The 25,680-nt window shown below is 63.1% G+C and carries 25 protein-coding genes; 19 read left to right on the top strand and 6 right to left on the bottom strand.

From position 1 onward, the window contains the following. The first annotated feature begins 37 nt into the window (after nt 1-37). The 14 genes from ACSW29_RS21725 to tpiA all read left to right on the top strand — a co-directional run bounded on the left by ACSW29_RS21725 (nt 38) and on the right by tpiA (nt 13,622). Nucleotides 38-385, top strand: coding sequence for an MmcQ/YjbR family DNA-binding protein (locus ACSW29_RS21725; RefSeq protein WP_317827974.1), 348 nt, complete (start codon nt 38-40; stop codon nt 383-385). Nucleotides 386-517: 132 nt separating this feature from the next. Then, nucleotides 518-1,201, top strand: a complete 684-nt coding sequence (gene rpe, locus ACSW29_RS21720; RefSeq protein WP_230815552.1) for a ribulose-phosphate 3-epimerase — start codon at nt 518-520, stop codon at nt 1,199-1,201. Nucleotides 1,202-1,209: 8 nt separating this feature from the next. Beyond that, a complete protein-coding gene (ribD, locus tag ACSW29_RS21715) occupies nt 1,210-2,262 on the top strand; it encodes a bifunctional diaminohydroxyphosphoribosylaminopyrimidine deaminase/5-amino-6-(5-phosphoribosylamino)uracil reductase RibD (RefSeq protein WP_230815553.1) in 1,053 nt (350 codons plus the stop codon). 5 nt (nt 2,263-2,267) lie between these two features. Then, nucleotides 2,268-2,876 (top strand): riboflavin synthase, encoded by a 609-nt coding sequence (locus ACSW29_RS21710; protein WP_003944892.1) that lies wholly within the window; start codon nt 2,268-2,270, stop codon nt 2,874-2,876. Between the two features lie 110 nt (nt 2,877-2,986). Then, entirely contained in the window at nt 2,987-4,261 is a 1,275-nt protein-coding gene (locus ACSW29_RS21705; protein WP_347872715.1) for a bifunctional 3,4-dihydroxy-2-butanone-4-phosphate synthase/GTP cyclohydrolase II, read from the top strand. Next, entirely contained in the window at nt 4,258-4,755 is a 498-nt protein-coding gene (gene ribH / locus ACSW29_RS21700; protein WP_230815555.1) for a 6,7-dimethyl-8-ribityllumazine synthase, read from the top strand. The genes ACSW29_RS21705 and ribH overlap by 4 nt, the downstream gene beginning before the upstream one ends. Continuing rightward, nucleotides 4,752-5,225 carry a PH domain-containing protein gene (locus tag ACSW29_RS21695; RefSeq protein ID WP_448278270.1) on the top strand — a complete coding sequence of 158 codons (474 nt, stop codon included), beginning with the start codon at nt 4,752-4,754 and terminating at the stop codon, nt 5,223-5,225. The genes ribH and ACSW29_RS21695 overlap by 4 nt, the downstream gene beginning before the upstream one ends. A 74-nt stretch (nt 5,226-5,299) precedes the next feature. Continuing rightward, nucleotides 5,300-7,492 (top strand): excinuclease ABC subunit UvrC, encoded by a 2,193-nt coding sequence (gene uvrC / locus ACSW29_RS21690; RefSeq protein WP_347872716.1) that lies wholly within the window; start codon nt 5,300-5,302, stop codon nt 7,490-7,492. Then, complete coding sequence (gene rapZ / locus ACSW29_RS21685; RefSeq protein WP_172436543.1) at nt 7,489-8,388, top strand: RNase adapter RapZ; 900 nt, start codon at nt 7,489-7,491, stop codon at nt 8,386-8,388. The genes uvrC and rapZ overlap by 4 nt, the downstream gene beginning before the upstream one ends. Continuing rightward, nucleotides 8,385-9,449 carry a gluconeogenesis factor YvcK family protein gene (locus ACSW29_RS21680; RefSeq protein ID WP_347872717.1) on the top strand — a complete coding sequence of 355 codons (1,065 nt, stop codon included), beginning with the start codon at nt 8,385-8,387 and terminating at the stop codon, nt 9,447-9,449. The genes rapZ and ACSW29_RS21680 overlap by 4 nt, the downstream gene beginning before the upstream one ends. Beyond that, nucleotides 9,440-10,423 carry a DNA-binding protein WhiA gene (gene whiA / locus ACSW29_RS21675; RefSeq protein WP_230815559.1) on the top strand — a complete coding sequence of 328 codons (984 nt, stop codon included), beginning with the start codon at nt 9,440-9,442 and terminating at the stop codon, nt 10,421-10,423. The genes ACSW29_RS21680 and whiA overlap by 10 nt, the downstream gene beginning before the upstream one ends. 158 nt (nt 10,424-10,581) lie before the next feature. Further along, a complete protein-coding gene (gene gap / locus ACSW29_RS21670) occupies nt 10,582-11,601 on the top strand; it encodes a type I glyceraldehyde-3-phosphate dehydrogenase (RefSeq protein ID WP_003944851.1) in 1,020 nt (339 codons plus the stop codon). A gap of 17 nt (nt 11,602-11,618) precedes the next feature. Then, nucleotides 11,619-12,830 carry a phosphoglycerate kinase gene (locus tag ACSW29_RS21665; RefSeq protein WP_317827977.1) on the top strand — a complete coding sequence of 404 codons (1,212 nt, stop codon included), beginning with the start codon at nt 11,619-11,621 and terminating at the stop codon, nt 12,828-12,830. 6 nt (nt 12,831-12,836) lie between these two features. Further along, a complete protein-coding gene (gene tpiA / locus ACSW29_RS21660) occupies nt 12,837-13,622 on the top strand; it encodes a triose-phosphate isomerase (RefSeq protein WP_042919821.1) in 786 nt (261 codons plus the stop codon). Nucleotides 13,623-13,711: 89 nt separating this feature from the next. On the opposite strand, the gene ACSW29_RS21655 is transcribed toward tpiA, so the two are convergent. Beyond that, complete coding sequence (locus ACSW29_RS21655) at nt 13,712-14,497, bottom strand: tyrosine-protein phosphatase (protein WP_448278269.1); 786 nt, start codon at nt 14,495-14,497, stop codon at nt 13,712-13,714. A gap of 209 nt (nt 14,498-14,706) precedes the next feature. On the opposite strand from ACSW29_RS21655, the gene secG reads away from it, so the two are divergent. The 3 genes from secG to ACSW29_RS21640 all read left to right on the top strand — a co-directional run bounded on the left by secG (nt 14,707) and on the right by ACSW29_RS21640 (nt 18,706). Next, nucleotides 14,707-14,940: a preprotein translocase subunit SecG gene (secG, locus tag ACSW29_RS21650; RefSeq protein WP_095970190.1), complete on the top strand. Its 234-nt coding sequence runs from the start codon at nt 14,707-14,709 to the stop codon at nt 14,938-14,940. Between the two features lie 98 nt (nt 14,941-15,038). Next, nucleotides 15,039-17,813, top strand: a complete 2,775-nt coding sequence (gene ppc / locus ACSW29_RS21645; RefSeq protein ID WP_448278268.1) for a phosphoenolpyruvate carboxylase — start codon at nt 15,039-15,041, stop codon at nt 17,811-17,813. A 107-nt stretch (nt 17,814-17,920) separates the two neighbouring features. Beyond that, entirely contained in the window at nt 17,921-18,706 is a 786-nt protein-coding gene (locus tag ACSW29_RS21640) for an oxidoreductase (protein ID WP_448278267.1), read from the top strand. On the opposite strand, the gene ACSW29_RS21635 is transcribed toward ACSW29_RS21640, so the two are convergent. Continuing rightward, nucleotides 18,693-19,205, bottom strand: a complete 513-nt coding sequence (locus tag ACSW29_RS21635) for a hypothetical protein (RefSeq protein WP_347872720.1) — start codon at nt 19,203-19,205, stop codon at nt 18,693-18,695. The genes ACSW29_RS21640 and ACSW29_RS21635 overlap by 14 nt on opposite strands. A 531-nt stretch (nt 19,206-19,736) precedes the next feature. Here ACSW29_RS21635 and ACSW29_RS21630 point away from each other — a divergent pair. Beyond that, the gene (locus ACSW29_RS21630) at nt 19,737-20,729 is read left to right on the top strand and encodes a hypothetical protein (RefSeq protein ID WP_448278266.1); all 993 of its coding nucleotides are present in this window, start codon (nt 19,737-19,739) and stop codon (nt 20,727-20,729) included. 70 nt (nt 20,730-20,799) lie between these two features. Further along, nucleotides 20,800-22,203: a hypothetical protein gene (locus ACSW29_RS21625; protein ID WP_448278265.1), complete on the top strand. Its 1,404-nt coding sequence runs from the start codon at nt 20,800-20,802 to the stop codon at nt 22,201-22,203. A gap of 1,021 nt (nt 22,204-23,224) precedes the next feature. On the opposite strand, the gene ACSW29_RS21620 is transcribed toward ACSW29_RS21625, so the two are convergent. The 4 genes from ACSW29_RS21620 to ACSW29_RS21605 are packed head-to-tail and all read right to left on the bottom strand — an operon-like array spanning nt 23,225 to nt 25,619. After that, the gene (locus ACSW29_RS21620) at nt 23,225-23,545 is read right to left on the bottom strand and encodes a TfoX/Sxy family protein (RefSeq protein ID WP_448278264.1); all 321 of its coding nucleotides are present in this window, start codon (nt 23,543-23,545) and stop codon (nt 23,225-23,227) included. Between the two features lie 28 nt (nt 23,546-23,573). Beyond that, complete coding sequence (locus ACSW29_RS21615; protein WP_230815566.1) at nt 23,574-24,296, bottom strand: AAA family ATPase; 723 nt, start codon at nt 24,294-24,296, stop codon at nt 23,574-23,576. 32 nt (nt 24,297-24,328) lie between these two features. Further along, entirely contained in the window at nt 24,329-24,673 is a 345-nt protein-coding gene (locus tag ACSW29_RS21610; RefSeq protein ID WP_448278263.1) for an iron chaperone, read from the bottom strand. A 25-nt stretch (nt 24,674-24,698) separates the two neighbouring features. Then, nucleotides 24,699-25,619: an SDR family oxidoreductase gene (locus ACSW29_RS21605; protein WP_448278262.1), complete on the bottom strand. Its 921-nt coding sequence runs from the start codon at nt 25,617-25,619 to the stop codon at nt 24,699-24,701. Nucleotides 25,620-25,680: the final 61 nt, after the last annotated feature.

Below are 25,680 nucleotides of genomic sequence, written 5' to 3'. Positions count from 1 at the left end.
GATGACTTCTGGGCATCGGTAGTCGTATGGTGCCTACATGGTTACGTGGGAACAGGTTGTAGTGCTGGGTTCGGCTCTTCCCTCCGTGGAGGAGTCGACCTCGTACAACACCCCGGCACTCAAGGTGGCAGGCAAGACTTTTGCGCGACTCCGCACCGAAGCGGAGGGCGCCTTGGTTTTGATGTGCGGTCTGGACGAGAAGGAAGCGCTACTCGCCAGTGGTGAGGCGCCTTTCTTCACGACAGATCACTATCACGGTCACGGCTCCATCCTCGTGCACCTCGAACTGATCGACGAGGTGCGCTTGGCGGAGATGCTCGAAGATGCGTGGCGGATCAAGGCACCCGCCAAGGTGCGCAAGCTGCGGAGTGTCGTGAAGAACTAACCAGGTTGCACCTGCCCCGTGGTGCATGCACGGTCGGCGATGAAGCACAGTCGATGTGCATGCACGGTCGGCAATGAAGCACAGTCGATGTGCATGCACGGTCGGCAATGAAGCACAGCTAAACTCGGCGTCGTGGCTTCCCCGATGATTGCACCGTCCATTCTGTCCGCAGATTTTGCTCGACTCGCCGATGAAGCGACTGCCGTGTCCGGCTCCGACTGGCTTCACGTCGACGTGATGGACGCGCATTTTGTTCCCAATCTCACGCTCGGTCTGCCCGTCGTCGAGAGTCTGCTGAAGGCGACGGACATTCCGCTCGACTGCCACCTCATGATCGAGAACCCCGAGCGCTGGGCACCGCCGTACGCCGAGGCCGGCGCGTACAACGTCACGTTCCACGCCGAGGCCACCGACGATCCGCGTTCGGTTGCCCGCGACATTCGTGCGGCGGGCGCCAAGGCCGGGCTGAGCGTCAAGCCGGGAACCCCGATCGACGACTACCTCGAAATTCTCAAGGACTTCGACACCCTTCTGATCATGAGCGTCGAACCCGGCTTCGGCGGCCAGTCCTTCATGCCGCAGGTGCTCGACAAAGCACGCGCAATTCGCAAGCTCGTCGATTCGGGTGAGCTGACGTTGCTCGTCGAAATCGACGGCGGCATCAACGCTTCCACGATCGAGCAGGCAGCGGAAGCAGGTATCGACTGCTTCGTCGCCGGTTCGGCGGTGTACGGAGCCAGCGATCCCGGTGAGGCGGTGCGCAAGCTCCGTGCGCAGGCTGCCTCGGCGTCGCCGCACCTGACGCTGTCGGTCTGAGCCGCTCGATGGCAAAGGGTGGACAGGCGTCGACGGCTGATCTCGACGCCGCGATGCAGATCGCGCTGGCCGCAGCTGATTCCGCGCGCGGATTCACCAGCCCCAACCCGCCCGTCGGCGCGGTCATCCTGGCGGCCGACGGCACCATCGCGGGCGTCGGTATGACGCAACCGCCTGGCGGACCGCACGCGGAGGTCGTGGCTCTCGACGAGGCCGGCGATGCAGCGCGTGGTGGTACGGCAGTGGTGACACTGGAACCGTGCAATCACCAGGGACGAACCGGACCCTGCTCACAGGCGTTGATCGACGCCGGAGTCTCGGCAGTTGTGTACGCAGTCGGTGATCCCAATCCGGAAGCCTCAGGCGGCGCAGCGACGCTCATGCGAGCCGGCATCAGCGTCACGGCCGGACTGCGAGCACCCGAGGTGGAAGCTGGTCCACTGCGATCCTGGCTGCACAAACAGCGCACCGGTCGCCCGCACATCACGTGGAAGTACGCAGCCAGCCTTGACGGACGCAGCGCCGCCGAGGACGGAACGAGTCAGTGGATCACCGGTCCGCAGGCGAGAGCGCGCGTGCATGCGCAGCGGGCACAGATCGACGCAATTGTGGTCGGCACCGGCACCGTGTTCGCCGACGATCCGTGGCTGACGGCGCGTCAGCCCACGGGTGAGCTCGCGGGGCACCAGCCCGTGCGCGTCGTCGTCGGAAAGCGTGAAATACCTTCGACTGCAAGCGTTCTCGATGAAACCGCGCCGACTCTGGTGCTCAACACCGATAACATCGACGAAGTGGTCGAGGCGTTGGGGGAGTACACAGACGTACTGCTCGAGGGTGGGCCACGTCTGGCCGGAGCATTCCTCGCCGCCGGATACGTCGACGTCATCGAGGCGTACATCGCGCCGATACTTCTCGGCGCGGGCGCTTCCGCGCTCGTCGATGCCGGAGTGCACACCATTACCGACGCCCACCGATTCCGTTTGGAGTCCGCGGTAACGATCGGCCCCGATATTTTGTTGAGTCTGGTTCCGGAGAGTTCTGCTCCGGGGAACGAGGAGTAGGGCGCGTGTTCACAGGAATTGTGGAAGAACTCGGCGAAATTGTCGCCAAGGAAGAACTGGTCGATGCTGCACGGTTCACAGTGCGCGGGCCACTGGTCACCTCCGACGCCGGTCACGGTGATTCGATCGCGGTGAACGGTGTGTGCTTGACGGTCGTCGACGTGCTCGCAGACGGTTCGTTCACCGCAGACGTCATGCAGGAAACGCTGAACCGCTCGAGCCTGGCGAAGTTGGACGTCGGCTCTCGCGTCAACCTCGAGCGTGCCGCGGCGCTGAACAGCCGACTCGGCGGTCACCTGGTTCAAGGGCACGTCGACGGAACGGGCCATGTCATCTCCCGCTCGCCTTCCGAGAACTGGGAGGTAGTGCGGATCGCACTGCCGGACTCCATTTCCCGTTACGTCGTGGAGAAGGGTTCGATCACCGTCGACGGTGTCTCGCTGACGGTCTCCGCGCTGGGCGGCGACCGTGGGTTCGAGTACTTCGAGATCTCACTGATCCCCACGACGTTGGAGTTGACGACGCTCGGTACCGCGGTGGTCGGCACTCCGGTGAACCTCGAGGTGGACGTGATCGCGAAGTACGTCGAGCGACTTCACTCTGCCGGTCGGTAGGACCAGGCTGATCGGACCCGTCCGATTGGTCGTAGGGTTGTGAGTGCATCCGTCGGATGCACTCGTTGTATTCGATGATGTGAAAAGTCAAGACTTTGGAGTGCGAGCACGTGACCAGGTTCGACAGTATCGAGCGCGCAGTAGCAGATATCGCTGCAGGTAAAGCTGTTGTCGTTGTGGACGACGAGGATCGTGAGAACGAAGGCGATCTCATCTTCGCCGCCGAGAAGGCCACCCCGGAGCTGGTGGCGTTCATGGTTCGCTACACCTCCGGCTACCTGTGCGTGCCGCTCGACGGTGACGATTGCGATCGGTTGGGCCTGCCCCCGATGTACGCCACCAATCAGGACAAGCACGGAACCGCATACACAGTGACCGTCGACGCCCGTGAGGGAATCGGTACCGGCATCTCGGCATCGGACCGCGCAGCGACGATGCGTCTGCTCGCCAACCCCGAAACCGGCGCCAACGATTTCACTCGTCCCGGCCACGTAGTGCCGCTCCGCGCGAAGGAAGGCGGAGTACTGCGTCGTCCGGGCCACACGGAAGCTGCAGTCGACCTTGCCCGCATGGCAGACCTGCGTCCCGCCGGCGTCATCTGCGAAATCGTCAGCCAGAAGGACGAGGGCGCGATGGCTCAGACCGACGAGTTGCGAGTCTTCGCCGACGAACACAACCTTGCACTGATCTCGATCGCCGACCTCATCGCGTGGCGTCGCAAGCACGAGAAGCACGTGCTGCGTATCGCCGAAGCCCGCATCCCCACCCGTCACGGTGAGTTCACCGCTGTCGGCTACACGAGCATCTACGACGAGGTCGAGCACGTCGCGCTGGTGCGCGGCGACATCGCGGGCCCGGACGGTGACGGTAGCGACGTACTCGTCCGCGTGCACTCCGAGTGCCTCACCGGCGACGTCTTCGGTTCGCTGCGGTGCGACTGCGGCCCGCAACTCGATGCTGCACTGGACATGGTCGCTCAGGAAGGCCGAGGAGTCGTCCTGTACATGCGCGGACACGAGGGTCGTGGCATCGGTCTGATGCACAAGCTGCAGGCTTATCAGCTCCAGGACGCCGGTTCCGACACCGTCGACGCCAATCTCGAACTCGGGCTTCCTGCCGACGCCCGCGACTACGGCATCGGTGCGCAGATCCTCGTTGATCTGGGCATCTCGTCGATGCGTCTGCTGACCAACAACCCGGCCAAGCGTGTCGGTCTGGACGGCTACGGCCTGCAGATCACCGACCGCGTTCCGATGCCGCTGCGCGCGAATGCCGAAAACCTCACCTACCTGCGCACCAAGCGCGACCGGATGGGCCACGATCTGATCGGACTCGACGAGTACGAGGCGAGCCAGGACTCAGCACAGCCCGGAACCGCACTGTGAGCGGCGAAGGTCAGCCGCAACTCGCGATCGCCGAGGCCAAGGATCTGAAGCTGGCGATCGTTGCCGGGCAGTGGCACGCGACCATTTCCGAGGCCCTGATCGCCGGCGCACAGCGCGTCGCCGAGCAGGCACAGATCAAGGACGTGACACTGGTCCGTGTCGCCGGTGCGATCGAACTACCGGTCGTTGCGCAGGCGTTGGCTCGCACCCACGACGCCGTTGTTGCACTCGGCGTCGTCATCCGCGGTGGTACTCCGCACTTCGAGTACGTGTGCGACGCGGTTACCGCCGGCCTCACACGCGTCTCGCTCGACGAAAGCACTCCCGTGGGGAACGGTGTCCTGACCACCGACACCGAGCAGCAGGCTCTTGACCGTTCAGGTCTGCCGGGTAGCGTCGAGGACAAGGGCGCACAGGCCTGCGCCGCCGCACTGGACACCGCAGTGACCCTGCGTCATCTCCGAGCACCATGGACCGAGGATTCGTTTCGATGAGCACACCCGGCGACAACGAGAACTGGGAACTGATCGCCTCACCGCGTAAGTCGACGCGGTACGCGATCGGCGTCGCTGTCCTTCTGGTGATCGTTCACGTCACACTTGCGCTTCTGCTCCGCCAGGGGTCCACCGGCGTGTACTTCCGCGCCGCGGACCAAATTGCGATGGCCGGCATCGGCACCATTCTTGCTCTCGGTGTACTGATGTTGACCCGGCCTCGTGTCAAGGTGGGCAAGCAAGGAATCGCCGTACGAAACGTCCTGGGCGAGAAGATCGTCGACTGGGATCTGTTCGAGGGGCTCTCGTTCCCCGACGGCGCCGCCTGGGCACGCATCGAATTGCCCGACGACGAGTACATGGCAGTGATGGCGATCCAGTCCAACGACCGCGAGTACGCCGTCGACACGGTCGGTAAGTTCCGCGAACTCGCCGACCGCTACGCACCGGTCGCGCACAAGAGCAACTGACGTCTTCCGGCCGGTTCGGTGCCCGCATCCTGCGCGTTTCCGAGTCGGTCGGTGGCGGCGACTAACCTGAAACCGTGCCGGATCCCTCGACTTACCGCCCCGCTACCGGAACCATTCCGGCCGCGCCGGGCGTCTACAAATTTCGCGATCCGCATGGTCGGGTCATCTACGTCGGAAAGGCGAAAAGCCTCCGTTCACGTTTGAACTCGTACTTCGCGGACGTCACGACACTTCATCCCCGTACGCGGCAGATGGTGACCACCGCCGGCAGCGTCGAGTGGACCGTCGTCAGTACCGAAGTCGAAGCGCTTCAGCTCGAGTACAACTGGATCAAGGAATTCGATCCGCGGTTCAACGTGCGGTACCGCGACGACAAGACGTATCCGGTTCTGGCTGTGACGCTCAACGAAGAGTTCCCGCGGTTGTTCGTCTACCGTGGTCCGCGGCGCAAAGGTGTCCGCTACTTCGGTCCCTACTCCCATGCCTGGGCGATCCGCGAAACTCTCGATCTGCTGCTACGAGTGTTTCCCGCACGGACGTGCTCGTCCGGAGTCTTCAAACGGCACAACCAGATCGGCCGTCCGTGTCTGCTCGGCTACATCGACAAGTGCTCGGCGCCCTGCGTCGGCCGCGTCAGTGCCATGGAGCATCGACAGATCGTCGAAGATTTCTGCGACTTCCTCGCCGGCCGCACCGACAAGCTGGTCAAAGACCTCGAAAAGCGCATGCAGCAGGCTTCCGAGGATCTCGACTTCGAGACCGCAGCTCGTCTGCGTGACGACATCGGAGCCTTGCGGAAGGCACTCGAGAAGCAGGCAGTGGTGCTTGGTGACGGCACCGACGCCGATCTCGTCGCCTTTGCCACCGATGATCTCGAGGCCGCGGTCCAGGTGTTCCACGTGCGCGGCGGACGTGTGCGCGGTCAGCGTGGATGGGTCGTGGAGAAGGCAGGCGACGCCATCGACTGGGCTGCGCTCGACGCCGAGTCGGACCTGCCGATTCTGGTCGAACAGTTCCTCACGCAGTTCTACGGAGAGCAGGCGGCCCTCGACCCGGGAGCGGGCTCCGGTGCAGGGATCAGCGCCGTACCCAAGGAAGTTCTCGTGCCGGTACTGCCGGCCAATGCGACCGAGATCCAGGCGTGGTTGAGCGAGCTCCGGGGATCGCAAGTGCAACTGCGGGTTCCGCAACGCGGCGACAAGAAGGACCTCGCCGAAACAGTCCAGCGAAATGCGAAAGAGGCTCTGGCGCAGCACAAGCTGAAGCGTGCCGGGGATTTCACTTCACGATCTGCGGCGCTGCAGGGCATCCAGGAAGCGCTGGACCTGGATTCGGCTCCGCTACGAATCGAATGTATCGACATCAGTCACGTCCAGGGTACCGACGTCGTGGCGTCACTGGTCGTGTTCGAGGACGGGCTCCCGCGCAAGTCGGACTACCGGCACTACGCAATCAAGGAAGCTGCCGGCGACGGTCATTCCGACGACGTGGCGAGTATCGCCGAGATCACCCGCCGGCGGTTCCTGCGCCACAACCGCGACCTGGGCGTTCTAGCGGCCTCGGCGGCGACCATGGACGCGGACGGCGGAGATCTCGCTCCCGAAGCGGCGATCGACCCGGCCACCGGTCGGCCTCGGCGCTTCGCCTATCCACCCAATCTGTTCGTCGTGGACGGCGGCGCCCCTCAGGTCACGGCGGCAGCTGCTGTCCTCGACGAGCTGGGTGTCACCGACGTCGCGGTGGTCGGGTTGGCCAAACGCCTCGAAGAGGTATGGGTGCCGGGCGAGGAAGATCCGGTGATCCTTCCCCGAACGAGCGAGTCGCTGTACCTATTGCAGCGCATCCGCGACGAAGCTCACCGCTTCGCGATCACGTTCCATCGCAGCAAGCGCTCGAGGCGCATGACGGCTTCGGCGTTGGACTCGGTCAAGGGGCTCGGTGAAACTCGTCGTACCGCTCTCGTGGCTCACTTCGGTTCCGTGGCGAAGCTGAAAACGGCAACGGTCGAGGAGATCATGCAGGTCCCTGGTATCGGTGAGACCACCGCCACAGCAGTTCTGGCCGCACTGGGAACGGATTCGGCTGCGGCCGATGCGGGTGCTGAAGCTCGCGCGCTGCCCGCCGCGGTAGGGGATGATGAGCTGGACACGGAATCCGAATCGCCTGTTACGTCTGCTGACGCGCCCAGCGCTGAATCCGGTAGCGGTGACGAGGGCTCCGAGTCGCGAGAATTGTCCATGCCGACGACGGGGCCGAGTGCACAGTGACTACCGACAGCGCCAAAGACAGTCGAACCATGGATTTCCTGCTGGTGACGGGATTGTCCGGAGCAGGCTTGAGTACCGCGGCCAAGGTGCTCGAAGACCTCGGCTGGTATGTCGCGGACAATTTGCCACCTGAGCTGATTTCCCGGATGGTCGGTCTGAGTTTGACCTCCGATCCGCCGGTCGATCGTCTCGCCGTCGTGATCGACGTGCGGAGTCGACTCTTCACCGGAGACCTCGGTTGGGTGCTCACCGAACTCGAGGCGGAACCGATCCACACTCGGGTGCTCTACCTCGAAGCATCGGACGACGTGTTGATCCGGCGGTTCGAACAGGTGCGCCGCAGCCATCCCTTGCAGAACGACGGCATCGACGGCACGTTGTCCGAGGGGATCGCAGCCGAGCGTCGGCAGTTGGCAGTGGTAAAGGCGGCCGCCGATCTGGTCATCGACACGTCGGCGTTGAAGGCTCATCAGCTGCGTCAGAAGATCGAAACGGCGTTCGGGAACGATGCCAACCGCACGATGAAGGTGACGGTTCAGTCGTTCGGATTCAAGTACGGACTGCCGATGGATGCCGATCTCGTCTGTGACGTTCGATTCCTGCCGAATCCCCACTGGATCCCCGAACTTCGTCCGCACACCGGTCAAGATGCCGACGTCCGCGACTACGTGCTGTCCCGAGAGGGTGCCGAGGACTATCTCGACACCTACCGTCATCTGGTGGATTTGACGATCGCCGGATATCGACGAGAAGGAAAGCGCTACATGACAATTGCGGTCGGGTGCACCGGCGGTAAGCACCGCAGCGTGGCCATGTCCGAAGCTCTCGCCAGGCGTTTGGGTTCCGAGGAAGACATCTCGGTCAGCATCGTGCACCGGGATCTGGGGCGCGAATGAGTGAACCGACACAGCACTCGCCGGATGCGCTCGAGGGGCCGGCAATCGTCGCTCTGGGCGGCGGGCACGGATTGTTCGCCACCCTCCAAGCCGTAAGACGCCTGACGGTCGACGTCACCGCGGTGGTCACGGTCGCCGACGACGGTGGTTCGTCGGGCCGGCTGCGCGCCGAGCTCGGCGTCATCCCGCCCGGCGACCTACGGATGGCGCTGGCGGCTCTGGCGTCCGACGAACCCGACATAGTCGACTGGACGCGGACCATCCAGCATCGCTTCGGCGGTGTCGGTGCGCTCGCCGGGCACTCGGTGGGCAATCTCATCCTGGCCGGCCTCACCGAGGTACTCGGCGATCCAGTGGTCGCGCTCGACGAGATGGCGCGACTGCTGCGAATCCGTGGCCGTGTGCTGCCGATGTCGCCGATCGCGCTCGAGATCGAAGCCGACGTTCAAGGACTCGAAGAGGACCCCCGCGTCAGCCGCTGCATTCGTGGTCAGGTTGCCGTCGCGACGACGCCGGGCAAGGTCCGGCGCGTGAGACTGCTCCCGTCCAATCCTCCCGCGTGCCCCGACGCCGTGTCCGCGATCGATCGTGCCGATCTTGTGGTCCTCGGCCCGGGGTCGTGGTTCTCGAGCGTGATCCCGCATGTCCTGGTACCCGAGCTCGTCGAATCACTCTCGTCGACGAAGGCTCGAAAGGTGCTGGTGCTCAATCTCGCACCCGAGCCGGGGGAGACCGCCGGATTCTCCGCAGAGCGTCACCTGCACGTACTCTCCCAACACGTGCCCGATTTCCGGGTCGACTACGTGGTGGTCGACTCGGCGTCGGTACCTGCCGGGCGCGAACGTGAACATCTGCAGCGTGCGGCGGATCAATTTTCGGCCGAAGTGAGGTACGCGGATGTCGCGGACACCTCACCGGGCGCAGCGCATGTACACGATCCGGCAAAACTGGCCGACGTGTTGGCCGAACTGTCGAGCAGTGCGGCAGTGGGGGATTCGACACAGCCTTCCCGGCAAGAACAGTATTCCGAAGAACAGAGGGAGAACGCTTCGTGGCAATGACAGCGGAGGTCAAGGACGAACTGAGCCGGTTAGTGGTGACTCAGGTCAGCTGCCGCAAGGCAGAGGTCTCCGCGTTACTGCGCTTTGCCGGTGGACTCCACATAGTCGGTGGCCGGGTGGTCGTCGAAGCGGAGGTGGATCTGGGCTCCACGGCGCGACGTCTGCGTCGGGAGATCTTCGACCTGTTCACCTACAGCGCCGACGTTCACGTACTCAGTGCAGGCGGACTTCGTAAGTCCGCTCGCTACATCGTGCGTGTGGCGAAGGAAGGTGAGGCGCTCGCTCGCCAGACGGGACTACTCGATCTTCGCGGACGCCCGGTTCGCGGCTTGCCCGCGCAGGTGGTCGGCGGAAGTGTCGGCGACGCCGAAGCAGCGTGGCGCGGAGCGTTCCTCGCGCACGGTTCCCTGACCGAACCAGGCCGTTCGTCGGCGCTCGAAGTCAGCTGCCCGGGCCCGGAAGCCGCACTGGCATTGGTCGGGGCTGCGCGGCGTCTCGGCATCTCGGCGAAGGCACGTGAGGTGCGCGGAACGGACCGTGTGGTGATCCGCGACGGCGAGGCCATCGGCGATCTCCTGACCCGAATGGGAGCCCAGGACACGCGTCTGGTGTGGGAAGAGCGGCGGATGCGACGCGAGGTCCGCGCCACCGCCAATCGTCTCGCCAATTTCGACGACGCCAACCTGCGACGCTCTGCTCGCGCTGCCGTCGCCGCTGCTGCACGCGTCGAGCGTGCGTTGGAGATCCTCGGCGAGGACGTGCCCGATCACCTCGCCGCGGCGGGCGCACTGCGCGTCGAGCATCGGCAGGCGTCCCTCGAAGAACTGGGCCAGTTGGCGGACCCGCCGATGACCAAGGACGCCGTTGCCGGACGTATCCGTCGCCTGCTGTCCATGGCTGATCGCAAGGCAAAGGAAACGGGCATACCCGACACCGAATCGGCAGTGAATGCGGAGCTACTCGAAGAGGGGTGACCTGCCCTCCGTCAGGGTGGGCTGCGCACGTTCGGGCCACGCGCATTAGGGTATGAGTCACATCGACCGATGAACCCCACGTCCGCGTCGTGCACACACGGATTCGGAGTATGCGTGGGTCAAGTTGCACACCAGAATCATGGTCAAAGGAGCGAATTGTGACTGTCCGGGTTGGCGTAAACGGTTTCGGCCGTATCGGACGTAACTTCTTCAGGGCGGTGGATGCGCAGAAGGCGCTCGGAACCACCGATATCGAGATCGTGGCAGTCAACGACCTGACTGACAATGCGACGCTCGCTCACCTGCTGAAGTACGACTCCATCCTCGGCCGTTTGCCGTACGACGTGTCGCTCGACGGTGACGACACGATCGTCGTCGGCGATCAGCGCATCAAGGCCCTCGCACACCGCGGCCCGTTGAACGAACTTCCCTGGGGCGAGCTGGGCGTCGACGTCGTCGTCGAGTCCACCGGCATCTTCACCGACGCCGCAAAGGCCAAGGGACACCTCGAAGCCGGCGCCAAGAAGGTCATCATCTCGGCTCCGGCCAAGGGTGAAGACATCACCATCGTCATGGGCGTCAACGACGACAAGTACGACGGCAGCCAGAACATCATCTCCAACGCGTCGTGCACCACCAACTGCCTCGGCCCCATCGCCAAGGTTCTCGACGACGAGTTCGGCATCGTCAAGGGTCTGATGACCACGATCCACGCGTACACCCAGGATCAGAACCTGCAGGACGCTCCGCACGCAGACCTCCGTCGCGCCCGCGCAGCCGCCCTCAACATCGTTCCCACCGGCACCGGTGCAGCCAAGGCAATCGGCCTGGTTCTCCCGCAGCTGCTCGGCAAGCTCGACGGCTACGCACTGCGCGTGCCGATCCCCACGGGCTCTGTCACCGACCTCACCGCGAACCTGAAGAAGTCGGCCACCGCCGACGAGATCAACGCCGCGATGAAGGCTGCTGCCGAAGGACCCCTCAAGGGCATCCTGAAGTACACCGACGCACCGATCGTCTCCTCGGACATCGTCACCGACCCGCACTCGTCGATCTTCGACTCGGGTCTGACGAAGGTCATCGACGACCAGGTCAAGATCGTTTCCTGGTACGACAACGAGTGGGGCTACTCCAACCGCCTCGCCGACCTCATCGGCCTCGTCGCCAAGTCTCTCTGAGCGGAGTTTCGATAACAGTGGCAGTTCAGACGCTGAAGGATCTGCTGGACGCTGGGGTCGAGGGGCGCACCGTACTGGTGCGTTCCGACCTCAACGTCCCGTTGGATGGCGGAGAAATCACGGACCCGGGCCGCATCGTCGCGTCCGCTCCCACCCTGCGGGCACTCGCCGAGGGTGGAGCGAAGGTCATCGTGACCGCGCACCTCGGGCGCCCCGACGGTCAGCCCGATCCCAAGTTCTCCCTCGCGCCGGTTGCCGCGAAGTTGGCCGAAATCCTCGGTCGCAACGTGCAACTCGCCGGTGACGTCGTGGGACAGGACGCGCTGGCTCGTTCCGAAGGACTCACCGACGGTGACGTCCTGATGCTCGAGAACATCCGTTTCGACCCTCGCGAGACCAGCAAGGACGAAGCCGAGCGGGTCAAGCTCGCCAAGGCTCTCGTCGAGCTGGTCGGTGACGACGGCGCATTCGTCTCCGACGGATTCGGTGTTGTTCACCGCAAGCAGGCGTCGGTCTTCGACGTCGCGAAGCTGCTCCCGCACTACGCGGGTTACCTGGTCGGCGCCGAGGTCGAGGTGCTCGCCAAGCTCACGCAGGACGCAGCGCGTCCGTACGCGGTGGTGCTCGGCGGCTCCAAGGTCTCGGACAAGCTGGCTGTCATCGAGGCACTGGCACCGAAGGTCGACACTCTGGTGATCGGCGGCGGAATGTTCTACACGTTCCTCGCGGCTCAGGGTGTGTCCGTGGGCAATTCGCTGTGCGAAGAGTCCATGATCGGGACCTGCAAGGATCTCCTCGACCGGTACGCCGACGTCATCCACATCCCTCAGGATGTTGTTGTCGCGGACTCCTTCTCGGCTGATGCCGAGTCGAAGATCGTTCCGTTCGACGAGATTCCCGACGGCTGGATGGGTCTGGACATCGGACCGAAGTCGGTCAAGCGCTTTGCCGCGATCCTGACCGGCGCCAAGACCGTGTTCTGGAACGGTCCGATGGGCGTGTTCGAGTTCCCGAAGTTCGAGGCAGGCACCCGTGGTGTCGCCGAGGCAATCGTGGAGGCAACCGAGAAGGGCGCCTTCAGCGTCGTCGGCGGCGGCGACTCCGCAGCAGCCGTTCGTCAGCTCGGTATCCCGGACGAGGGCTTCTCGCACATTTCCACCGGTGGTGGCGCTTCCCTCGAGTACCTCGAGGGCAAAGAGCTGCCTGGCATCGCAGTACTGGAAGGCTGATCCGACATGGCACGTAAGCCGTTGATCGCCGGCAACTGGAAGATGAATCTGAACCACCTCGAGGCTATCGCCCTGGTGCAGAAGATCGCTTTCTCCTTGCCTGCGAAGTACTTCGACAAAGTGGACGTCACGGTCATCCCGCCGTTCACCGACATCCGAAGCGTCCAGACGCTGATCGAGGGCGACAAGCTCCTCCTCACGTACGGCGCGCAAGATGTCTCGGCTCATGACTCGGGTGCGTTCACGGGCGAGATCAGCGGCTCCATGCTGGCCAAGCTCGGTTGCACCTTCGTCGTGGTCGGTCACTCCGAGCGTCGCACCCTTCACGGTGAGACCAACGAGACCGTCCTCGCGAAGACGAAGGCTGCTCTCAAGAACGGCCTCACGCCGATCGTGTGCATCGGCGAAGGCCTCGAGATCCGCGAAGCGGGCGAGCATGTCGCCTACAACGTCGAACAGCTCAAGGGTTCGTTGGCGGGCCTGAGCGCGGAGGAGATCTCCAAGATCGTCATCGCGTACGAACCTGTTTGGGCCATCGGCACCGGCCGTGTCGCTTCTGCCGCCGATGCACAGGAAGTGTGTGCTGCGGTACGAGCAACAGTGGCCGAACTTGCCGACGCCGAGGTCGCGGCCGGCGTTCGCGTTCTGTACGGCGGTAGCGTCAGCTCGAAGAACGTCGGAGAGATCGTCGGCCAGACCGACGTCGACGGCGCTCTTGTCGGCGGCGCGTCACTCAAGGCTGACGAGTTCGCGACACTGTCTGCGATCGCTGCAGGCGGTCCACTCCCGTGATGATCGGGTAGTGAGCTGAAACTGCTCGAGACTAAGACTGCGGGTGTGTGACCGAGTAGGTCACACACCCGCAGTTTTTTGTTCGCGAGTCAGCTCACCAGTTTGGTTTCCAGAGCGCCGACGAGTTCGGGAGCAAGCTCCAACCCGGCGGTCAGATAGTTCTCGACGGTCCCGTAGTGGTGCTCGACCTGCTCGAAGGCAGCGCCCAGGTAACTCGCGTCGACGGAAAGCAGCAACCGGATCACCTCGCCCTTGTCTGCATCTGTGGCAGCGGCGATCTTCGCGACTGTTGCATCGATGTACTCGGCCGAGTACGTGTTCGTGAGCAGGTAGTCCGCCGTGATCGTTTCGCGCGGTACACCAGCGAGTGTCTGCAGTAGTGCTGCCGCCCAACCTGTTCGGTCCTTGCCCGCCGTGCAGTGGAAGAGTTGCGGCCCCTCGGTGGTCGCCAGGGCGGCGAACAACTGCGAAAATCCGTTCCGAGTGACGGGGTCTGCGACAAAGCTGCGATTGATGTTCTGCATGAAAGCTGTTGCAGCGTCCGCTGTTCGGAGAGCCATCGCTTCGGCGTGGATGTTTCCGGACAGGATGGGAATGTGGGCGTACATCGCCGGCGCCGGCACGATGTCGGGAGTTTCGTTCGCCTCGGTTTCGGAGCGCACGTCATAGACGGCGGTCAGCCCCAGCGATTCCACGATTGCAAGATCCTCGGGCGAGGGCGTCAGTACGTTTGCACGGTAGAAGACTCCGCGGCTCATCGCCTGTCCGCTGGTCGTGACGTACCCGGGACCGGCCACATCGCGGAAGTTGTGAATCGAAGCCAGACGTGGCGTGTCGGGTAGGGCAGTGTCGGGCAGGGCAGTGTCGGAAAGCATGGAGCGGGCCTTTCGGAGGTAGAGTCGCGTCAACTGAAAAACTACTGAATCGGTATCTCGACAGTGTGATCGATGCCACTGACCAAGAGTCGTGCCTGGCCGGGTGCAGAGGTGTGTGCAAGGCGGGTATGTGGTCAGGCTATCTGTGCGCGCCTGTATGGTGTTATCGGTTGTAGTTGTCCCTATTGGATTGGTGGACGTAGACAGACATGAAACTGTTCCTGGATATCCTGCTGGTCGTCACCAGCTTGCTCCTCATCGCCTTGGTGCTCTTGCACCGCGGTAAGGGCGGCGGTTTGTCGAGTCTGTTCGGTGGCGGTGTCCAGTCCAGCCTGTCCGGATCGACTGTTGTCGAGAAGAACCTCGACCGGTTGACGGTCTTCACCGCGTTGATCTGGCTCATCTCGATCGTCGGCATCGGCCTGGAGATCAAGTTCGCCTGATTGTCGGCTCGTACAGTCGGTAATTCTTCACCCACGAATTTCAGACACGGAACCCCGCCTATCGAGCGGGGTTCTTTGTTTCGGTCGATAATTGTGTGATGACTGAAACCGCGTCGCATCGAGAAACACCGCGAGAGGCCACCGAGCCGCTGCGCGAAGACATCCGGCTTCTCGGCGGAATACTCGGACAAATAGTGCGAGAGCAAGCCGGCGACAATGTTTTCGATCTTGTCGAACGAGCACGGGTCGAATCGTTCCGAGTCCGTCGGTCGGAGATCGACCGCGCAGAACTGGTGTCACTGTTCGCCGAGATCAGTACCGACGACGCCATTCCCGTCATCCGTGCGTTCAGTCACTTCGCGCTGCTCGCCAACCTGGCCGAGGACATCCACCGCGAGCGTCGACGGGCCATCCACGTCAATGCGGGTGAACCGCCCCGAGACAGCACTCTCGCGGCCACGTACACCAAACTCGATGCGGCCGATATCGACTCGGCCACCGTCGAAGAAGCGTTGCGGGGCGCTCTGGTCTCGCCCGTCATCACCGCTCACCCGACGGAGACTCGTCGCCGCACGGTGTTCGAGACGCAGAGTCGGATCACAGAATTAATGCGATACCGCGAGCGCACGGCGCTGAGCGTCGCAGAAACCGCTGACGTCGATCTGCAATTACGCCGTCAGATCCTGACCCTGTGGCAGACGGCTCTGATCCGGCTCAGTCGCCTGCGTATCCAGGACGAAATCGAGGTGGGCCTGCGCTACTACGACGCGGCGTTGTTCGAGGTGATTCCGAAGATCAATGCGGAGGTCCGCAAGGCTCTGCGCGCGCGTTGGCCGGAAGCCGGTCTCCTGCCGGAACCGATCCTGAGGCCGGGTTCGTGGATCGGCGGTGACCGGGACGGCAATCCGTATGTGACCGGTGAAATCGTCCAGCGCGCGACTTCGCGCGCTGCGGCAACTGCTCTCGAGCATCATCTCGAGGAACTCGAACATCTCGAGCGTGAACTGTCGATGTCGGCGCGGTTGGTGTCCGTCACGCCCGAACTCGATCTGCTGGCGTCCACTTCCGGCGACGATTCGGCATTCCGGGCTGACGAGCCGTACCGTCGTGCGATTCGCGGTATCCGTGGGCGATTGAGCGCCACCGCGCTGTCGGTGCTGGGGGAGTTGCCGGCTCACGGTTCCGATGACGGTCTGGAGGCGTACACCGATCCGGCACAACTGCAGCGGGATCTCGGAATCATCGACACCTCACTGCGTCGTTTCGGCGACGAGACCATTGCCGACGATCGACTCGATAGGCTCCGAGAAGCGGTGGAGGTGTTCGGCTTTCATCTGTCCGGTCTGGACATGCGGCAGAACTCCGAGGTACACGAAGGCGTCGTCGCAGAACTTCTGGCGTGGGCCGGAGTTCACACGGACTACGCGTCGTTGCCGGAAGCCGAGCGAGTGGAATTGTTGTCGGCCGAGCTGACCACGAGGCGACCGCTGACTTCGCCGGACGCCGAGTTCAGTGAATTGACCACCAAGGAACTGGCCATCATGGCGGCAGGCGCCAAGGCAGTTCGCGTTCTCGGAGCGGGCGCGGTACCTAACTACATCATCAGCATGTGTACTTCGGTCAGTGACATGCTCGAAGCCGCAGTGCTGCTCAAAGAGGTCGGGGTGCTCGATCCGGGCGTCGGTAGCGAACCCTCCTGCCCGATCGGCATCGTTCCTTTGTTCGAGACGATCGAGGATCTGCAGGGCGGCGCCGACACACTGCTGGCGACGCTCGACATCCCGATCTACCGTGCGATCGTCCGTTCCCGCGGTGACAGTCAGGAAGTGATGCTCGGGTACTCCGATTCCAACAAGGACGGCGGCTATCTAGCTGCCAACTGGGCGCTGTACCGTGCCGAGCTCGACCTCGTCGATGCCGCGCGTAAGAGCGGAATCAGACTGAGGCTCTTCCACGGCCGCGGCGGAACGGTCGGACGTGGCGGCGGACCGAGCTATGAAGCGATTCTGGCTCAGCCTCCCGGTGCAGTCGCCGGTTCTCTGAGGATCACCGAGCAGGGTGAGGTGATTGCCGCTAAGTACGCCGAACCGCGGCTGGCGCATCGCAACCTCGAAACACTCATCGCCGCGACTATCGAGTCGACGTTGCTCGACGTCGAAGGTCTCGGCAGCGACGCTGATGCGGCCTACGCGGTATTGGACGAGCTTGCTGCCCTCGCCCGCACCGCGTACAGCGAACTGGTGCACGACACACCAGGATTCGTGCAGTACTTCGAAGCGTCCACACCGGTCGCCGAGATCGGGGCACTCAACATAGGCTCTCGCCCGGCCTCTCGCAAGCAGACCAAGGCGATCTCCGACCTGCGTGCAATTCCCTGGGTGCTCTCGTGGAGTCAGTCTCGCGTGATGCTTCCGGGTTGGTACGGCACCGGCGCCGCGTTCGAACGATGGATCGACGGAGACGACAGTCGGCTTGCCACGTTGACGGCCCTGTACGAGAAGTGGCCGTTTTTCCGAACCGTGCTCTCGAACATGGCCATGGTGATGTCGAAGTCGGATCTCGGTTTGGCGGCCCGCTACGCGGACCTCGTACCCGACGCCGAACTACGCGATCGAGTCTTCGGAATGATCACCGACGAGCACGAACGCACAATTCGCATGTACAAGGCAATCACGGGAAACGAGAACCTCTTCGCCGACAACTCGGGCCTCGAGCGTTCGGTCCACAACCGGTTCCCGTACCTCGAACCTCTCAACCATCTACAGGTCGAGCTGATCCGTCGATATCGTTCCGGCGACGAGAGCGATCAAGTGCGTCGGGGCATCCAACTGACGATGAACGGCCTGGCCACTGCGCTTCGCAACAGTGGCTAGGTGTGACAGCGGATAAGGCCGGCAGGTTTATCGCGGTGTGCGTGCGGCGACTCTAAGGCTGTCGCACGCACACCTCCCGCTGCGCACAGGACCGAACGGGGACCGCAGTGGATCTGCAATTGGACGGGCGAACGGCGGTGGTCACCGGCGCAGGAAAAGGCATCGGACTGGCTGTGACGCGGGCGTTGGCAGCCGAGGGCGTCCATGTTGTCGCCGGCTCTCGGACGCTCTCACCGGAACTCGAATCGCTGCAGTCCGGAGGCGGTATCACGTTTGTTGCCGTCGATTTGGCGAGTGCCGAAGGCTCAACTCGACTGCTCGAGGTCGCAGCAGGCAGGGGCGGCGTGGACATCCTGGTCAACAACGTCGGTGCCGTCACCCCGAGAACCAGTGGTGTCGCAAGTATCACAGACGAAGAGTGGGCGTCGTCGTTCAATCTGACGTTCTTGTCGGCTGTGCGCACGGTTCGCGCTGCGATACCGGAGTTGATCCGCCGAGGCGGCGGGAGCATCGTGACGATCAGTTCGGTCAACGCCTTCCTGCCCGACCCCATGGTGATCGACTACAGCGCCGCCAAAGCAGCGCTGACCAACTTCTCGAAGTCGTTGTCGAAAGAGTTGGGCGGGAAAGGGATCCGCGTCAACACCGTCAGTCCGGGGCCGGTGCAAACGGAGTTGTGGCTAGGCAAGCACGGAGTGGCCTCGACATTGGCGAAGGCGAGTGGATCAGCCGCCGACGACATCGTCGAAAGTGCCGCGGTCGGCGCCGAGACGGGGCGGTTCACTTTCCCCGAAGAGGTTGCCGACCTGGTGTTGTTCCTCGCCAGCGATCGAGCGGGGAACGTGACGGGCGCGGATTTCGTGATCGACGGTGGTCTGATCAAGACCTTGTGATCATTGCCGCCTGGAACCTGATCAGGTGCGCGACGGTCGATGACGCGATGCACAGGATCACTGCGGACACGATGACCACCCACAGTCCCCACCCGATGGAAGGCCCGGTGGTGGGCCCGGCGACCTCGGTACTACGTCCCACGATGGTCGCGGCGTTTCCGACGGCAACGATCAAGACAGCGATTCCCACCAGCGGCCCGGTGCAGTGATTTTTCATCTCGGGGGTGACGTCGCGGACCATGATCGCGATCAGTGCGGCGACCGCGCACATCGCGAGGAGGAGAGTGACCGCCCCGCATTCGTCGATACCACTGTGGTCGAGGGCGGAAGACGACGTCCACGGGCCGAGGCTGCCGGCGACGATCCCGGCGCACGCCCACAACGATCCGACGAGATTCGGTCCGAAACGGTCGGGCATGAGGGAGGGAATTGCGCGGGTCGTCGGCGGCTGAAACCCGAAGGCGCGTTGATGATCCGGCTGATTGGGTGTGAACGTCACGCGACGGACCACCTTTCCTCCGCGGCGTCGAGGCGCCCAATCCAATGCTTTTCCGGAGTCTAAGGGCCGCCCAGTTCACTTTTGCCGAATCGACCGAAATTGCCCGACCCGGCAGTAGGCGGAACTGGAACGCGATCTACAAGAATTTCAACCTGTGGTCCAGGAGGGCCGTTTGGCCTCGGCTGCTGAAACGCCGCGGCCAGTCGAGCGAGTTCGATGATGGGCAGCGTGCCCGCGCCATCGAGGCGTTTACTATCAAACGGTCAATTTGTGCGCGTCGCCGAGTCGTAGACGGGACAAAGAGAAGAACTTCCGCAATGAAGGCAGAAGGCCGGTCCGTCTGGGACGCGGGGCGGCCCGGCTGTCGCAGGTGGCCCATCGCCGCTAAGGGGCGGCCGCAGAGCGATGGCATTAGTTGGGGGAATCATGGCGTAGCCAGTCACTTCGAAACCAACCGGTGCGTCCACTTTGTCGGGTGTGTCCGATACTGTCCTGTTGCCAGTAACACAACAAGGGAGTTCGGAGACCTCGATGGTTGAACCGCTCAGGATGGACAAGGCCAAACAGGGCTTTGACAAAGCTGTCGGCAGCTTCGGCAAGTTCGCGCGGAATAGCTCAAAGCAGCTGATCGAGCAGACCAGCGACCTCGAGGACGTCGCCGTAGGTACCGGCGGGAAGCTGACCACGAAGAAGCCAGACCCCTACGAGGAGGCCATAGCCCAGTACAACGGCGCGTTCACTTCGATGAACGACAAGGGCCTTTCTCTCCTACGCCAGCGCGAGCGCTCGACGGACCTGATCGAGCTCGTCGGGTTGCTGGTGAACAGCGTCGCTCACACCCCGAAGTCGTTCGAGACCGACTTCGACGAGATCGACGTCCATAAGACCGAGTTCCTGGCGGCGGAGGAGTTCGCACGCAAGGACCTCGAAGCCGCGCGAAAGTCGGCTGCCGGCGCAGGCGCTGGGTTCACCGCGGGTGCCGCGGTCGCGAGCATGGCGCCGTCAGCTGCGTTGTGGGTTGCCACCACCTTCGGCACCGCATCGACCGGCACCGCGATCTCCACTCTCTCCGGAGCGGTCGCGACCAAGGCTGCTCTGGCCTGGCTCGGAGGAGGAGCCATCGCGGCCGGAGGCGGAGGCACTGCGGCAGGTGGCGCTTTGCTCGCTCTCGCCGGCCCCGTCGGCTGGACGGTCGCGGGGGCCACCCTCCTCGCATCAATCGGGCTGTTCGCGAAGAATAAGTTCGAGAACCGCGTGGCGAAACAGGAGGCGTTGACCGCGGTGAAGCAGAACACTGCGCTCGTCAAGGGCATGGACGCTCAGATCGATGACCTCCTCCGGCGCACTGCCTCTCTTCGTGAGCTGCTCCTGCAGAGCTACGGCGAAGCGCTGGGGTACTTCGGCGCCGACTTCCGGGCGTTGTCTGCGCCGCAGCAGTCCCAGCTCGCCGCGCTGGTGAACAACACAAAGGCAGGCGCGGCCTTGCTGGGCAAGCGAATTGAGCAGGACCCCGATGACGAGTGACGCGACAACACTGACGAGTGATGCGGCAGCACTAGGGAAGAGCAACCAGGAACAGGCTGTCGCCGCCTGGGTGAACTACCTCAACCAGCTCCGGCTGGACAACCTGCTGCGCGCCCTCAATCGGCAGGACGTGAACCTCGAGGACGCGCTCGCCAGTCTTCACGACGCGACGAGGAGAATCGACCTCGAGGTGGTTGCCGCTAATCGCGGCGGAGTCAAGGGCATGCACGGCTTCATCGCTGAGGTCGCTGAGGTGGGCGTCGGCAACGCTCGGAGCCAGATCCTCGGTAACGGCCCTGTCTATCAGTGGGTCAATGACAACGGTCCCGTGGACTTGATGCGCGGCGGCGTGGAGATTCAGCAGAAGTTCGTCGCGGCCGGCGGCCGCTTCGGACTCGGCGCGATCGCGGACCATCTCGAGAAGTATCCCGACTTCGTCGAAAGCGGTGGAAAATACCAGATTCCCCGCGACCACTTCGAGGTGATCCGGAAGCTGCACGCCATGCCACGCGAGGATGCTGGCAAGCTCCTGACGCTCGGCGGTGACGGCCCATCGCTCAAGGACTGGAACCGGATCCAAGCCTTCTTCGCGGAGGGATCTGTCAGCATCGAGTCCCTCGAACCCTCGCACCTGGAGTACTCCGAAGTGCAGAGGGGCGCTTATGACGCGACGCTCATGACGGAGGAGGGTTCCCTCCGCTCCACCGACCAGTCCCTGCGCGGCGATGCCTACCGGGAAGGCCGGCCGACCCTGAGGGAGGGCGCGAAGGCCACGCTTGCGGGCGCCGCGATCGAGGGCGGGACCGCCTTGGCGCTGGCCGTGGTCGAGAAACGCTGTGCTGGCACGCAGCTCAGAGATTTCACTGGCGAGGACTGGGCGGACATCGCGGGCGAAGGCGGTTTCGGCGTTGCAAAGGGCGGTGTCCGAGGGTTTAGCATCTACGCGCTTACGAACTTCACCGCCACCTCCGCCGCTGTCGCCAGCTCGATCGTCACCGCGGCTTTCGGCGTCGCGGAGCAGGCGAACAGGCTCCGTCGTGGCGAGATCGACGAGCTCGAGTTCATCGAGAACGCGGAGCTCGTCTGCCTCGAGACCGCCATCAGCGCCCTGTCCTCCTGCGTCGGGCAGGCTCTCATCCCAGTGCCTGTCCTCGGCGCCGTGATCGGCAACACCGTCGGAATCGTCATGTACAAGGCCGTTTCGTCTTCCCTCTCCCAGCGGGAGGCGGCGCTGATCGCGCATTACGTCGGCGAACAGCGGGCGCTCGACGAGCAACTCGCCGCTGAGTACCGGGAGCTCATCGAGAAGCTCGATACGAGCATGTCCGACTACCTCGGGTTGCTCGAACGGGCCTTCTCTCCTGACGTGGAGGTCGCCCTCATCGGATCCGTCGAGCTCGCACTCGATCTCGGGGTGGCATCGGAAGAGATCTTGGATTCCGAGGTGAAGGTCCTCGCCTATTTTCTCGACTAGTGAGTACCCTGTGGTTCCCCAGGAAAGACAAAGGAATAAGCGAACATCTGGCGGATCCACGTATTTCGGGGTGCATGCTCGACGTGGCCAGTTCAGCTGATGGGAAGTCGTCGCGCTGCACCATGCCACCAGGGTTCGACCTCACGAAGATTCGTGTGATCGAAGACCCTGCGGAGGTGCCCCTAGAGCTCCAGCAGGAGCTTCGTTCTCTTGCGGTTCAGCCCGGGCAGTGTGTCATCGGTCCTATTGTTCTCTGCTTGCCGACCCTGTCGGGAAAGACCTCGTCCATCGTGGCGGCTATGGTTTCCCGCTGCGGCCGTCGTGACATAGACCATCTCGAGCTAGCGCTACGGGACCCCGGTTCATTCATCGCTTCCGTGCCCGCGCAAGACCGGGCAGATCTTTGCGGGCAAGGACTGTCGAGCGCCTACTCGTTCGAGCCGCTCTCCGGTCCAACTCTTCGAGTGCTCGGGACCCAATTCCTTGTTCTGCTACTGCGCAGAAGGTTCGAAAGAGCAAGGGATCTGGTTCGACCGCGGGCTGCTCGACTATTTTGGGTAGGCGAATCCCCGGGTCACCTGGTGGCGACCCATCCACAAGTCACTCGCGGTCCCACCGGTGGCCGGTTGATTCTCGACATCAGTAACCCAGCGAGATCGGCTCTGCGCGTATAAATTTCGTGTCACGTTCCCGCGCTACCGCGGGAGTTACACGTGCCCCTCATCTTCCTTTGGCGGCGGTCGTCGCCATCCCATGAGCAGTCATTTCGCTGCTGCTTATCCCCGTTGTGTGCACGGGACTGTGGGGCTGCCCGCAGCGCAGTGCAACAGCGCGGTCTGTACTTCGCGACCTGCTAGGTGCACTCAATATCGCGAACCGTCGATCTCGAGGCGGCCGCCGATGACCACGATCGTTCGGGACGTAGGCCGGACGCCTCTGTGCCCTCCGGAGGCGGCGCGGATCGCTGCCATACTGCGCGAGCAGGGTCTCATCAGCCACCTTGAGCATCGCACGTTAGCTGTCAGTGAACGAAGTCCAGAGCTTCCTTGATCCACGCGTTGAATTCGACGTTCGAACTCGTCCCGGTTCGGTCGACGACGATCCATCCCTTGCTCATCGGTTTACCCCGCATCTCGGGCCAACTTGCACCCTTGTGCGTCAGCAGCTCGTCGACACGTTCGGGGGCACAACGAACCATGATGTTGCCGTGTGAGTTCGCGCTGGCGGCCAGCTTCCCGTTGACCATGAAACTCAGGCCACCGAACATCTTTACTTCCTCGACGTCGTCCTCGCCCGAGAGCGCGTCGCGGATACGCTCAGCTAGCGCTTTGTCGTATGCCATGGAGGCCTCCTGGGGGTGGAGTTCCAGGTTAGATCAGGTGGCGCAGGTACGTCTGTGGGTCGTGAAGGAACCGTCGCCAGTTCGAGACGAGATCGAGGTCTTCCCATCCTGCGGCTCTGATTCCCCATTCGCCGATCTCGAGCAGGTTGGCGTTCGGCAGCGCCGCGATGATCGGCGAGTGCGTCGCGATCACCGCCTGTGCGCCGGAGTCCACCAGCTCACCGAGCAACGCGGCGAGCGTCAACGTTCCTTGGAAAGAGAGGGCGGCATCGGGCTCGTCGATGAGATAGAACCCGCCGTCGGAGGTCCTCGACGACAAGATCTCGAGCAGCGCTTCTCCATGGGAAAGGTGATGATATTGCGGTTCAGGGTGCCGCGGATTGGGGTTGTCCTCCAGGTACGTGTACAACCCGTGCAAGGTTTCGTCCCGAAGGTAGTACGCCCATTTCGATGCGCCGGGGCTCCGTTCGACCAGAAGGTCGAGGCCGCCCGGTTCACTTGATCGGGTCTGATGCCGCGTATTGGTCGACCCGCCTTCGGCATTGAGCCCGAGAACGGCGGCGAGGATTTCGATGACGGTCGACTTACCGGCTCCGTTTTCGCCGACCAAAATCGTGACACCTGGTGGAAGTTCGAGACCGAACTGAACGATCTGCGCGACCGCAGGCACCGTCATCGGCCAGCTGCCTACGTCAGCTCCCGACGATGGCCCGGCCTTGATGCGACGGATGGGTTGTCTCTGCACGGCCATACGTTCCCACGAGGCTCCGACGGGAACTGAGGCTAGTGGCGTTGCGCGAGCAATTCGACGATCCGAGCCACGAGATCGAGGGGGATCGGTTTGTTCAGTGGGAACTTCACGGTTGATTTCGCGGATCGGTACGGGTCGAGGGACTTCTCGAACTCTGCGTCACCCGCCGGGAGTGGGTACATCGAGATGTGGTGTTTCCAGCCTGCGAAATGAACCAGGTTCTTGCCGTTCACCGTCATGGTCGGCATCTGATAGCTGATGGTTTCATCGAGGCCTGGAACCGTGTTGTGAATCGTCTCGCGGATGCTTTCGAGGGCTGGTTGCACGTCGGCGGGAAACGACGCGATGTATTCGTCGATCGTCGCGAATTCGGCCATGAACGGATCTTAATCACAGTCGGATTCAGTTGGCTCGCCAAAAATCTGGTCGGCTCCCGTCGGCGTCGGTGAACCCGTAGTCGGTTCCGAGTTCGCCGGAACTGACAGATCGCTGATTCCATCGCTTCCGGTTCGGATCGGCGGCGAGGGCCGTGATCGCACGTCCGACAAATCTCGGTGACTCGGAGCGTGCGAAATCCGGTGGCGCAGTTGGACCATTCCGATTCGGCAACAAAGCGTCACGCCAATTCGATTCACGGACACCAAAATTGTCGAGCATCATCTCCGATCGCAGGAACCCCGGAGTGATGGCGACGGCAGTACATCCGAACGGGGCCAATTCGTGGCCTTGCGAAAAGGCGAGTCGGTTCACGGAAACTTTTGCCAAGTCGTAGAACACCGAGATGCGATAGTTCGACGCGTTGTATTCAGTAGTTCCGTCGGTTATTTCGGCGACCAGTCCGCCTGGCCGATCGATCATCAGCGGCAGGATGTGGTGCGACGTGGTGATGTGGGTGTCGATCGCCAGGCGCAAGATGTGAAAGCCCCTGTCCAGATCGTGTTCCCATACCGGCGTGTTCCACTCCGCGGGCCCACCCTTGAGCAACTCTGCGCCCCAGATGTCGTTGACCAAGATGTCGATATGTCCGTAGTCGGCGCGCAAGCGTTCGGCGAGATCAGCCACTTGTTTGCTCTTGAGGTGATCGACAGCAATCGGCACTCCGACGCCGCCCAGCGCGGTGACAAGTTCCGCAGTCTCTTCGATGGTCTCGCCGCGCGGGTAGTCCGACTGAAGTATCCCGGCGGATGTGCTCCGACCAGTGCAGATGACAGTTGCACCCGCCTCGCCCAAGGCTGCGGCGATTCCTCGTCCGGCGCCCCTCGTCGCCCCGGCAACAACAGCTACTCGCCCGCGAAGAGCGTCCGGATTCGGTGTCCACGACATTGTTCGATTGTTCTCGCCCGGATTGCTTCGTTCAAGAGCGACGGCGATCTGCGGAACCGAA

The organism is Rhodococcus sp. GB-02 (assembly GCF_053470465.1).
The sequence above is the reverse complement of the archived record's forward strand: the minus strand, read 5'-3'. Positions and strand labels throughout refer to the sequence as shown.